The sequence below is a fragment of the uncultured Cetobacterium sp. genome, assembly GCF_947072685.1.
Classification (GTDB): Bacteria; Fusobacteriota; Fusobacteriia; order Fusobacteriales; family Fusobacteriaceae; genus Cetobacterium_A.
This window is the reverse complement of record NZ_CAMTIK010000036.1, coordinates 1-11,600: the sequence shown is the minus strand read 5'-3', so window position 1 is coordinate 11,600 and position 11,600 is coordinate 1. Positions and strand designations below refer to the sequence as shown.

Here is an 11,600-nt window from a genome sequence, read left to right as displayed (position 1 = left end):
TTATTATACCATACAGTTTTTAGAAATTTTCAAAAGTAGTGTACTAAAGTGAACCATCATAGTTTATATAAAAGGAGCTAGAATATGGAAACCCACGAGTTTGAACAACTTGAAAAAGAACTTGAAAAAATCCCTAATGAAATTGATTTAGAGGGATTTGAAAAACTAGAAAAAGAGTTAAAAAAATTTGACTTTTAAACTGGGAACTATTCCCAGTTTTTTTTATTCCCTCCAACTTGCTAAAGTCCAGTTTTACTGGGTTTCTTAAATGTAATTTGAGAAACTCCTAATCGTGAACTCTTAGTTTTTAAGTTGCTCTTTTTCCTCTTGAAAAAATCTTTCGCTTTAAGAAAAAATTTAGAGTTTTAGATTGAATTTTAGCACTAAAATATTAAAAAATTAAAAAATATGCTGTTTTGGGGGTGTTGTACCCTTAAAAATATCTCGTTAGACACTCTCATTGTACCTTAAAATCAATTTCAAACCGTTTAAGCATAAAATACTCACATATAATTTTGAACATATCTTAAAATCGATTTTACAAAGAATTTGAATTTTGATATCTTGCTATACTTCACAGAATTAATTTTAGAGTGTGTCTTGTGATTAATCGTGTATTTTGTCTAAAAAGTTTTTAAATGGCTTATTTGATACCCTAGAACTTGGCTAATGAGATTTAAAACAGGGGTTTAGGAATTTATATTTTGGTTTGGATCGGTTCCTAATTTCTTTTTGAAAAATATTAATATTCAAACATAACTTGTTGACTACTTAAAAAATTGAATTTTTTGACTTTGATTTTTTTACTGGAAAATTTAAGTTTTTCCCTTTTAAATACTTTTAAATACTTTTAAATACTTTTAGGGGTGCTTAATTTCAGCTAGTAGAGAGATGGTTCAGAGGGTAAAAGGTAACTCAATGTAACAAAAGGGTAACTCAATGTAACAAAAGGGTAACTCAATGTAACGAATAAGTAACTATAAATATTGACAGTTACCTTTCCAGTGATGTATATTGTGTTTATAAGAATAAATCTATCGAAAAGTAACTCAATGTAACAAGGGGGAAAAATGGAAATAGTTAAATATCATAATGATATAAATAAATTAAAAATTGGGAATTTTACAGAATTGGAAATTGATATTTTTTTTAGTTTATTATTAAAAGCTAGAGATGAAAAAAAAAATAAGATGATATTAGAATTTAGTGAGTTTAAAAGTCTTATTGATGTAAAAAATAGAAGTGAAGCAAGATTGATAAAAAATATAAGAGGACTTAATTTAAAGTTAAAATCTTTAGTTCAAGAGGTTCAAGACATTAATGGCGATTATGTAGCTTTTAGTTTATTTGGGGATATAGTAACAAGTCCTACAAGAAAGGTTGTAGAGATTGAGATTAACCCAAGATTTAAACACTTGATAAAAGAAATAATGGGAGAGTTTACATTTTTTGAGCTAAAAGAATTAGTTGAATTAAGAGGAGGATATTCGAAAACGTTATTTAGATTATTAAAGCAATGGGATAGTACAGGAGAGTATATTGTAAAAATTGATGATTTTCGGGAAGTAATGGGCATTCCTAGCACTTATTTGATGAAAAATATTAGACAAAAGATTTTTAAACCTTGCTTAGAAGAGTTGGGAAACAGTTTTAAAAATTTAGAATTAACAGAGTTAAAAAAGGGTAGGAGTGTAGAAACCCTAGTTTTTAAATGGAAAAATAAGAAAAAGAAAAAAGATGACAGTATAGATATTCAACCAGTAAAAAGAAAAAAGGCGACACTGGGAGAGAAAGAACTCAAAGAGCATGAGAAAAAACAATATAAAAATACTATCCAAGAATTAGAAAAAGATAAAAAAGTAAAAAATATTCCAAGTGATCCAGTTGTTGAAACAATAAAAATAAATAAAAAAGACTATGAGGACTTGTACAAAAAGTATTTAAGACAAATAGGGGAAGAGCATAATAAGTTTATCAGAAAGTCTTTTGACTTTGTAAATAAAGCTAAATACGAGGTTATAGAAGATATTAAAAAAGAGTATATCCAAACTAAAATATATACAACTGAAGATATTGACGAAAGCCTTTTAGTTTCAAAAACTGGTAAAAAACTTGTAGGAATGGCAAGGCAACACAAGATTAAAAAACTACTGGAGGATATGAACAATGTATAAAATTGAGTTAGAAGAGAATGGCAAAATTTTAAAATCTAAAGAGTTCGCAAAGTATGATGATATTATCCAATGTTCTAATAAGTTGCTTGAAGCGATAGAAATTGATAGAAAAATAATAATTTATGAAATGAAAAATGATAGTTGGGTTAAGTTTGGAGAATGGAAAATAAGGTAAAATTATGATAAAAGGGGGAGTTCATGAAGATAGAAACAAAAGCTAATAATTTACTTAAGAAAATATTACAGATGAATTTTACTAAAAGTAGGGTTGTATATTACAAAACAGAGATAAGAAAAGTTGGGCTTTATGAGGATATAGATGAGAGGGAAGAGTATTTGAATAATTTAGAAAGAAAAGCAGAAAGAGAAAATAAAAAGAATTTGGAAAAATTAGAAAAAAGCATTACTTGTTAAGTCTAGGGAGTGCCTAGATAAGAGTCAAAAGAAAAACAAGTGTGAACTATCAAAGAAAAGTTAAAATGCAAATGAGAACCTAAAAAAGTATCATAGATTTGTAGGAAGAGAGAGTAAAACCTCTTTTTATTTTTTATAAAAGTATAAATAAGCATGATTATAGGGACTTTTGTTATTAGCAATTTTTAGTTGATTTTTGAATAAGAAAGGTTTATAATTCAATTAACGATTAGAAAAAGTGAATACACTATAAATAGAAAAAGAGAAAGGAATACGAGACCTTTCTCTTTTTATTTTTTGTAACAAGTGTTATACTGTAAAAGCGGTTAACTCTTAAGAAAACCAGCCTTTCAATGAAAGGGGGTGTATTCATGTTGAAAATTCTAATCGTTATAGTTTTCTTTCTCCTTGCTAAAAATCTTTACTAGGAAAGAGATGACCGTTTTAGCTTGTTGGAACTCGTAACTCGAACAAGCAGAGAAGAGGGGAAACCCTCTTTTTTTATTTGACAAATGCCAATTAGCGAGATATATAGTGAACTACCGCCGCCATCTATTAGGGCGGTGGTAGTTCACAGAGAATATTTCTTAGTTGCTTTTTATTTTTCAGTTGATTTTTGAATAAGAAAGGTTTATAATTTAAATACAAAATAAATATCTTGAAAAAGTCAATTTTTCCAAGAGAACAAAAAAGAGGTTCAAGTCTAGTCAACTTAAACCTCTTTTTATTTTTTGTAATTAATGATAATATATGTCTAGGTGCAAAAACTCAACCCTCCATTTTAGAAAAGGGAGGAGGTGGAGAGATTGACAAAGATAATTTATTTTGTGATATTGTTTTTTATATTAGCTAAAGAAACTTACTAGGCTTAAAAAGTAAAAAACACAGAGTTTTAGCACTTAGTAAAAAGCTGACTACTTTTTACGAACTGGCAAGGATAAAACCTTGCCTTTTTTTTATTATTTGGAGTTGGAAAAATAGTAGGAACTTTTATTAGTTCCAACTTCTCTTAAAAATTAAAATCCTATAAAAAAAATCTAGTAATAAAATTAAAAGTCAGAACTTAATATTTATTTTTTATTTAAAAATATATCAAAAATATAGTTATAAAATTATTTTACTAAAAATTGAGCTAATAATTAAGTTTGTTGAAAGTTGTTAAAAATTACCTATACAAAAACTGCAACTTTTATTGCACTTTTTAGGTAGGCAAAAGACAAGCTATACACTTGTATATGGTGTATTTTTAAAAGATATAAAAAATAATCATTGACTTTTTAAGAGGTCGACGTTATAATGAGACAACCTCATGAAAAAGGGGGTGATAATTTGGAACAGAAAAAAAGAAGAACTCAAAAAAAAGAACTAGTGAAAGAAACAAGAGAATTAAATGTTATGTTTGCTAAAGGTGGAAGTGGTGGAAGTTCACCAAGAATAACTATACCCGCAAGTTGGCTTGAACATATGGGGGTAACTCCAGAAGATAGAGAAACAGAAATAACATATAGTCCTAGAACAAAGAAAATCACTATTAGAAAAAAGGGTTCAAAAGTTTCAGATGAAGAGGTAGGGGAATAATTAAACCTATCAAAAAGGCAAAATAAAAAGACCACTATCGGCAAAATAGTAGTCTTTTGGGTTGGAATAAATCCGCTTATAGTATGTAACTATAAATATGATATACTCACGTCTGGTAAACTGAGTATATCATAAATGGCTTACAAAAACAAGAGGTAAGCTTTCCAACCCTGCTCCCTATTATTTGAAAATAATAGGAGCGTGGGAACATTGGAAAAAGAATACTTGAAAAAAGTGTCAAAAACAAAAGACCAAACATACACTAAAGGTGGAGTTGATACCATAGGGATATTATTTAATACGGATATTGAAATAGCTGACATAAAAGGTTTAAATGGAATTTTAGATAAATATACAACTATTACTGGAAAGAATGAGATAGTTATTGTGATAAAGCCTAGTCAATCCATAAATGGCGGTGTAGAGCTTACAACCGTTAAGGAAACACTAGCGTTCATAGAAGAAATAAAAATTCAATTAGGACTTAGTAATGGAACGTTGAAAAGAATAGATTTTTCAGTAGATTTAAAAGAGGATTTTGAGAGCAACAAAAAACTCTTTAGATTATTACTCGAATGTTTGAATCTTAAAAGAAGTAGTGGCGGAATGTATGAAACCAAAAAACCTGTATTAGAAAATAGAAATACTGGGAACTTTAAAATAATGTCAAAAAGGAGCCAGACAACTATTTATAATAGTTCGGATAAAAATAGGCTAAGTGAAACAAGATACGAAAATAGAATCCTAGACATGAGAAACGCAGAAGAAATAAAGAAAAGAATGTTATATGAATTAAAAAAGCATATAAAAGAGCTTGAAAAATTAGAGGAATTAGTTCCATTGGTAGAAAGTTGTTATACAAATTACTTGTTAAATGAGTATAACAAAGGTATTGATAAAAATTTTAGAACTTTTACGGAGTTTATAGCTTGGGCTGACTATGAGGGTTTAATTCTAACAGAAAATATATTGAAAGGTTTGATGAAAGAAAGTGGAATAAATTTAAGATTTAAGCATTTTGTTTATAACTTTAAAAGATTAAGAGTTAATACATTAGTTTTTTCAAATAAAACAGAAATAAAAAAACTCTTAATAAAATTAAAAAAAGCTTTAAAAGAATTGTCAAAAAGTACCTAAAGTCTATAAAAAGAACGACTTTACAACTTTTTTATAAAATTAAAAAATAGCTTTTAAGTCAATAGAATCAATGGTTAAAATGGTGTTCGTAAAAAAATGTTTGGGGTTAGATTAAAGGTGGAACCTAAGAGTTAAAAAAAATTAATTAAAGACCCCCTAAAAGGGGTACTTTATGAACTTTTTTATAAAAGTAAAGTAGTACTATAAAGTCAATAAAATCAATGGTTAGAATGATATTTTTGATTTTATACTTGGTACTAGATTAAGAGTAGGGACATTAAGAGTTTTAAAAATATAAAAATAAATAAAATATTTGGAAGTCTTAAAGAAAAACTTTAGGGCTTTTTATATTACCTAGAAAAGAGGTTGAATATGAAAAATATAAATAATTATAAAACATACCTAAGTATATATAAATATATGGTTATTTTAAAAAGTAAAAGAGAAGGTATTTTAGAGTTTAGGAAATTAAAAACTTTAAAAGATAAAGAAAGTTACATTCAAGAGTTAAAAAATAAAAAGGATCATGTGAGTTGTATCATGGTAAAAGAATTAAAAAACCATAGATATATAAAAACAGATATGATTTTTTAAAGATAAGAAGATAGGGAAAGACACTTTTTGAAGGTAGTGTCTTTTTAATTTTGCCTAAAATTAAAATTTAGGAGATGATAAACATGAGCTATAAACAACTTAATGAACTAATAGCATTAGTAGGGAATAAGCAATTAAAGGATTTAACAGTAGAAGAAGTGGCACTTGTAAAGGTAGTTGATGAAGATGACAAATAAAGATAAGGGGGTTATAAATACAAGTGTAGAATACTTTGAAGGGTTAGAGGGAACAGGTAACTTTAAAACTAAAGGTTGGTACAATAGAGAAAAAATAAGTGAAATATTGCATGAGTTACAAGCCACCTTAAGAATAACTGAAAAAGATATTCCAAGAGCTGAATTATTTGAAAAATTAGAAGAAATAGAGGGTTTACTTTGTGATTTTTCTCAGAATACAAAAAGAGAGTATTTTAAATTAGGGTTAGGAATGAAAGCCCTTATAAAATCAGTAGAGGGGATATAATGGAAAATAAATTAAGTTGTGATGAAGAGTTAGCATTTGAATTTGTTGGACATATGAGAAATACATTAAAAATGGTTGATAAGACTCAAAAAGAAGAGTCTAAGATATGCGTTTTGATAAATGCCCTTATAGAAAAATTACCAACAAAAGAGTTGAGATGTGAAATGAATAATTTACAGGGAGAGATATTTGAAAGTATTTTTGAAATAAGAAAGGAATACTTTAAATTAGGTATGGAATTTGATGAAGTTAGAGAAGCAGTTGATAAAAAGAGAGGGATGTAAATGATGAAAAAAATAAATGGAGATATAAACAATTGGATACTTGATTTGATGGAAAAGGGATTAAGTGTAAAAGAGATTAAAAATTTGTCGAAATTTGAATTAATGAACTACGGTATGTATGAAAAATTAGATAATATATATGAGGATGAAGAGGTAAAAATATTCATGCTTACAGAGAAAAAAATAGAAAGTTTAATAAAAACTTGTGTATTTTGGTGTAAACCTAGAAATTCACATACTTTATATGAATATGATAAGAAAAGTGGTGAATATTATTATTGGGGACATTTAGATTCAAATGGTAGTTATATTTTTACAAGAGTTCGCAAAAAGGAAGTCAAAGAAAAAAATAAACGAAAAGGTAAGTTGGTAATAGATAGAACTATTCATCCAAAAGCAAAAGAATATTTAGAAACAAAATATGAAGAGTTTGGAGAGAATGAGAATATTTTTAAATTTGAAAAAGAATTATAAAATTAAATAAAAAAGCCTTAGCAATTTGATTGGAAGTCAGTAGCTAAGGCTTTTTCAATAAAAGTTTGTTTAAATAGAACTATGTTTTAAAAAAGTCTACATATCCTACAATGAAAACAAAGAATCCGCAATAAAAAAATAAGGGCATAGACTAACCCTTATTTAGATGAATCCGCATACATAGGGATAACTACGTATATGCAATATTATATAAAAGCTAAGGGTGAAAATCAAGCTAAAGATAAAAAAGGCTCAAATATGTGTATAAGAGCCTTTAAGCGGGAGGATAAAGATATAAACAACCATGATTTTTACATTGGAATAATTGAAAAATATTTTTTTAGAAATTGGATCACTTTAATAAAATAAAATTTTAGAGTTTTAAAATATTGTGAAACGTTAACTCTTTTTAATTTAAATTTAATGGAGGTAACGACATGATAATTATTAATGTTTTTAATAGCAATGAATTTTTAATGTGAATGTTAGTGTAAGTGATGTCATAATTGTTTTGTGGATTTTAAATTCTAATTCCAGTATTAAAACTAAGGTATCAAAAAAAGTATTAAAACTTATTGATTTTTATTGGGAATAAGTATATAATTAAAGTATCAAAAATGTGGAACCACATTTTAAAGATTGGAAGGAGAAAATCAAACATGAGTAAAATATATGCTTATTGCAGAATATCACATAAAACGCAAGTTATAACAAGACAAATTGAAAACATTTTAAAAATATACCCCAAGGCTAAAATATATCAAGAAATTTTTACAGGAACAACGTCAGACAGAAAAGAATGGACTAAATTAAAAAAAATAGTCAAAACTGGAGATACTATTGTTTTTGATTCAGTCAGTAGAATGAGTAGAAATAGTGAAGAGGGGAAAAATGATTATTTAGAACTTTTCGAGCATGGTATTAATTTAATTTTTTTTAAAGAACCATATATAAATACAGAAGTTTACCGAGAACAAATGAAAATAACAAATAATGTCCAAGTTGAAGATATAGACTTAAATGAAACAATATTAAAAGGTGTTAGAGAATATTTAAAAAGACTTGTTGTTAAACAAGTTATAATTGCGTTTGAACAGTCTGAAAAAGAAGTACAAGACCTTAGACAAAGAACTAAAGAGGGAATGGCAGTTGCTAAAGCAAAAGGTAGTAAAATTGGAAGAGAAAAAGGACTTACTTTTGAAACTAAAAAATCAAAGGAAATGAAAGAAAAAATTATAAAATTATCTAAAGACTTCGACGGAACTTTAAAAGATACAGAATTAATGGAACTCTTAAAAATTGCTAGAAATTCATATTATAAATATAAAAAAGAAATTTCTTTAGAAAGAGGTGAGTTATGAAAAATATAGACTATAATTAATTTCCTTTTGGAGATATTCCGAGTGATCCAGTTAAAAATGGAGAAAACACAGAAAATACAAAAAAAGATTAAAAAAATTCTTAAACTAAGAAAAAAATGACGCTCTAATATCCATTTTAAAGCCTTTGAAAAAAGATTTTGATATAAATATACCCTTGTTTTATAAGGATAATAGCTATATAATGGAAATATCACAAAAAACAACTTTTAAAATTGAAATTAAGTACAAAATTAGAGAGGAAAAGAAAATCCTCTCTTTTTTTAAATAAAATTATGAAAAGTCTATTTTTTAACTAAAATTAGACCTTTTGGGAGTGAGTTAATGAATCAAAAAAATGAACTAGAAAAAAATTTGATAATGATATATGTTAATCAAAACATTTTTGATTATAAATTGTTTGAAAAAATAGGGATGAGTGAACTTTTAAGAGAAAGAATTGAAATTGTAGAAAGTAATAGAAAAAAAATACAGTATAAAAAATATTTAACAACTGGAATAATAAAAGAAAATTATCCAATAGAAAAATTAAAACTTTCCCCCAGTAATAAAGAATTAAAAATACTTAACATATTACTTTTAGAATTTATTGATAATCTTAATATAAAAAATAAAATACAAATGGATCACTTAGTTTTTTATAAAATAGGCTATGAAAAAATAATGAAAATTAAATATAAGTCTATTGAAGAACTTGAAGAGTTAAAAGCTAAAGTAAATTTAAGAAAAGTTGACAAAATAGATATAAAAGCTATGACTCTATTATTTGGGCTTGGTTTTATAGATGAGGTTGAAGAGTTTTATCTAAAGACTTTTAATAAAATAATATATAAAAACATTAATAAAGTTTTAAAGAAAATAAAAGTTTCTATTGATGATAGAGGAAATATACTATCAGAATATATGTATTTTGAAAAAGTAAAAGATATAGATAGTATGGCTCTAGGAAATATAGAAATTGCAAATATAGAACTAATCAAGCTATATAAAGAGCAAGGATTGAGTATTAGAGATATTGAGCTATATCCTTTATTAGATATAAATGGGGATTTAAGAAAGTTTAAAAAAAGCTATATCCAAAGTTTAAGCAATAAAGAGAAAGACTATAATAGGCACTTGGTAAAGCATGAACTAGAAAAAGAATTAAAATATAAGTTTGAGTTAATAAACTATTCTAAGGGAACAGTTGAAAGAATATTAAAAAATTTAAAAAAAGATGACCTAATCAAAAAACAAAAAGATTTAGAAATTCTAAAATTAAAAGGATTTGAAGTATATAAAAGAGAAATTAATCAAAAAAAGATACTTTTCAACAATGAAAAATATAAGGAAATTAAAGAAATTTTGGAAAATGGAGGGAAACTCTAAATTAGAAAAAGTATATATAACAATAAAAAACAATATGAAAATTAAAGATAATGAGAAACTGTATATAAAAATATGTAACTAAAAAATATAGTAAAAAACTATGTACAAAAAAGTATGAAAATGTTAATATTAAAAAGAGAAAACAAAGGAAAATAAATATAAGAAAATATGAATATTAGAAATAACTGTTTTATATAGTCAAATAGCTCTATAAAGTCCAAGTTTATTAGTTTTTATATTTTTTCAATACTCTACATAAAATTACAATTTTTTAAAAAGTGCTTGCGGACACCTTTTAAGCCTTATTTTACAAAGGATTTTAATTAGTTTTAATAGCTGATTTACCCCCCAAAATGTTACTTTTTTGATTTGATACTTTCTATCAAGGGACTACCAAGACCTCAAAAAGAGTCTGCACCTCTCATAAGCCCAAAGAAGAAATTTTTTTTTTTAAATATTAGAGTATCTCTGCGGTATTTCTAATTCTAAAAAAATATTTTTCAACCTAAAAATTCTACGTGTGTAATAAAATAAGAGCCTTAGAGTCCTAAAAATGTAAATTAAAATTTAAATAAGTTATTTTTTAATTAAAAATAAGAGCCGAGATTTTAACAATTTTGTTGAAGTCTTGGCTTTGGTATTTTTTGGAGTTTTTTATTTTTCAAATTATATATATCAAAAATATTAAGAAAGGGTGTTTTTATGAATAAAATTCAAGAATTAGAAAACAAATTACATAATTTACATATGCTTAAAGAAGATAAGCAAAATAAATCTATACTAGAACTACTGGATAAGAATATTGATGAAATCCAAAAGGAAATTAATATTCAGAAATCTAAAAGGCTGCACTCTACTAAAAAAGATTTAAGACTTAAACTTGCCAATCTTTTAGACCTTAGAAAAAATACTGAACAAGTCAGTGAATACAACAAACTAGCTAAAGAAATCAAAAATGTCAGACTACAAATAAAGGAAATCAGTGGGGAACTTCAATTTCTTACTATTACTCAAATTAATAATATTCTTAAAGTGATTCAGAAAAATAGTAAATCAGTTTTTAGAGATAAATTATTAATTTTATTAGGATTTGAGCTTGGTTTAAGAGCTAGTGAAGTATTAGACCTTAAATTATCCGATATTTATATTAACTCTAATGAAGTTTTGTGTAGAAGAGTCAAGGGAAGTAATCAAAATAGGCTTGAAATTAAAGACGAAACAATGCTACTACTAAAAAAATATATCGAGGAAACAGAGCCAAAAGAATTTTTATTTTCTAACTCTAAAGGAGAAAAATTATCTTTTCAAGGTTTGACATATATCTTTAAAAAATATTGTGAACTTGCCAATACTCCAAAAGAAAAAGCACACTTTCACACCTTGAAACATAGTAGAGGGGTTTGGTTGGCTGAAAATGGTTTTAGTATTCAAGATATTAAATATTTACTGGGACACAAAAATATTAGAAATACTATGATTTATGTTACTTTTTCTAACTCACAAAAGTTTGATATTTTTAATAGATTAAAGAATATTCCTTATAGCTTTAGAATTTAATTTAATTCTAAAAATTAAAATCTTATAATATTTTGAAAGCGGTACGAAAAATACCTGTTTTACCTATTGACAAGTTTTGTGAAAACTTTACTAAAGTATTGGGAATATTATGATTTTTATTAGAATATTTAGTTTCACATTTGGTTTTTTCTAAAACT

At 25.9% G+C, this 11,600-nt stretch carries 12 protein-coding genes; all 12 read left to right on the top strand.

The window, feature by feature from the left end; translation table 11 throughout:
- Nucleotides 1–1,070 precede the first annotated feature (1,070 nt).
- The 12 genes from Q0V67_RS09885 (at nt 1,071) to Q0V67_RS09830 (ending at nt 11,442) form a co-directional block, all read left to right on the top strand.
- Entirely contained in the window at nt 1,071–2,174 is a 1,104-nt protein-coding gene (locus tag Q0V67_RS09885) for a replication initiation protein (protein WP_297599171.1), read from the top strand.
- Nucleotides 2,167–2,349: a hypothetical protein gene (locus Q0V67_RS09880; protein WP_297599170.1), complete on the top strand. Its 183-nt coding sequence runs from the start codon at nt 2,167–2,169 to the stop codon at nt 2,347–2,349. Before Q0V67_RS09885 ends, Q0V67_RS09880 begins: the two co-directional genes overlap by 8 nt.
- 23 nt (nt 2,350–2,372) lie before the next feature.
- Nucleotides 2,373–2,588: a hypothetical protein gene (locus Q0V67_RS09875; RefSeq protein WP_297599168.1), complete on the top strand. Its 216-nt coding sequence runs from the start codon at nt 2,373–2,375 to the stop codon at nt 2,586–2,588.
- Between the two features lie 1,329 nt (nt 2,589–3,917).
- Complete coding sequence (locus Q0V67_RS09870; protein WP_297599166.1) at nt 3,918–4,166, top strand: hypothetical protein; 249 nt, start codon at nt 3,918–3,920, stop codon at nt 4,164–4,166.
- Between the two features lie 210 nt (nt 4,167–4,376).
- Nucleotides 4,377–5,303 carry a hypothetical protein gene (locus Q0V67_RS09865; RefSeq protein WP_297599164.1) on the top strand — a complete coding sequence of 309 codons (927 nt, stop codon included), beginning with the start codon at nt 4,377–4,379 and terminating at the stop codon, nt 5,301–5,303.
- A 372-nt stretch (nt 5,304–5,675) separates the two neighbouring features.
- Nucleotides 5,676–5,897 (top strand): hypothetical protein, encoded by a 222-nt coding sequence (locus Q0V67_RS09860; RefSeq protein ID WP_297599162.1) that lies wholly within the window; start codon nt 5,676–5,678, stop codon nt 5,895–5,897.
- 180 nt (nt 5,898–6,077) lie between these two features.
- Nucleotides 6,078–6,380 (top strand): hypothetical protein, encoded by a 303-nt coding sequence (locus Q0V67_RS09855; protein ID WP_297599160.1) that lies wholly within the window; start codon nt 6,078–6,080, stop codon nt 6,378–6,380.
- Entirely contained in the window at nt 6,380–6,664 is a 285-nt protein-coding gene (locus Q0V67_RS09850; RefSeq protein ID WP_297599158.1) for a hypothetical protein, read from the top strand. Before Q0V67_RS09855 ends, Q0V67_RS09850 begins: the two co-directional genes overlap by 1 nt.
- Nucleotides 6,665–7,138: a hypothetical protein gene (locus Q0V67_RS09845; protein ID WP_297599156.1), complete on the top strand. Its 474-nt coding sequence runs from the start codon at nt 6,665–6,667 to the stop codon at nt 7,136–7,138.
- 659 nt (nt 7,139–7,797) lie between these two features.
- Nucleotides 7,798–8,499: a recombinase family protein gene (locus Q0V67_RS09840; RefSeq protein WP_297599154.1), complete on the top strand. Its 702-nt coding sequence runs from the start codon at nt 7,798–7,800 to the stop codon at nt 8,497–8,499.
- A gap of 342 nt (nt 8,500–8,841) precedes the next feature.
- Nucleotides 8,842–9,885, top strand: coding sequence for a hypothetical protein (locus Q0V67_RS09835; RefSeq protein WP_297599152.1), 1,044 nt, complete (start codon nt 8,842–8,844; stop codon nt 9,883–9,885).
- A 702-nt stretch (nt 9,886–10,587) separates the two neighbouring features.
- The gene (locus tag Q0V67_RS09830) at nt 10,588–11,442 is read left to right on the top strand and encodes a tyrosine-type recombinase/integrase (protein WP_297599150.1); all 855 of its coding nucleotides are present in this window, start codon (nt 10,588–10,590) and stop codon (nt 11,440–11,442) included.
- The last annotated feature ends 158 nt before the right edge of the window (nt 11,443–11,600 follow it).

Bases quoted from the DNA above. Each gene is read 5' to 3' on its own strand.
- Q0V67_RS09885 (WP_297599171.1), top strand. From the start codon at position 1,071: ATGGAAATAGTTAAATATCATAATGATATAAATAAATTAAAAATTGGG.
- Q0V67_RS09880 (WP_297599170.1), top strand. From the start codon at position 2,167: ATGTATAAAATTGAGTTAGAAGAGAATGGCAAAATTTTAAAATCTAAA.
- Q0V67_RS09875 (WP_297599168.1), top strand. From the start codon at position 2,373: ATGAAGATAGAAACAAAAGCTAATAATTTACTTAAGAAAATATTACAG.
- Q0V67_RS09860 (WP_297599162.1), top strand. From the start codon at position 5,676: ATGAAAAATATAAATAATTATAAAACATACCTAAGTATATATAAATAT.
- Q0V67_RS09855 (WP_297599160.1), top strand. From the start codon at position 6,078: ATGAAGATGACAAATAAAGATAAGGGGGTTATAAATACAAGTGTAGAA.
- Q0V67_RS09850 (WP_297599158.1), top strand. From the start codon at position 6,380: ATGGAAAATAAATTAAGTTGTGATGAAGAGTTAGCATTTGAATTTGTT.
- Q0V67_RS09845 (WP_297599156.1), top strand. From the start codon at position 6,665: ATGATGAAAAAAATAAATGGAGATATAAACAATTGGATACTTGATTTG.
- Q0V67_RS09840 (WP_297599154.1), top strand. From the start codon at position 7,798: ATGAGTAAAATATATGCTTATTGCAGAATATCACATAAAACGCAAGTT.
- Q0V67_RS09835 (WP_297599152.1), top strand. From the start codon at position 8,842: ATGAATCAAAAAAATGAACTAGAAAAAAATTTGATAATGATATATGTT.
- Q0V67_RS09830 (WP_297599150.1), top strand. From the start codon at position 10,588: ATGAATAAAATTCAAGAATTAGAAAACAAATTACATAATTTACATATG.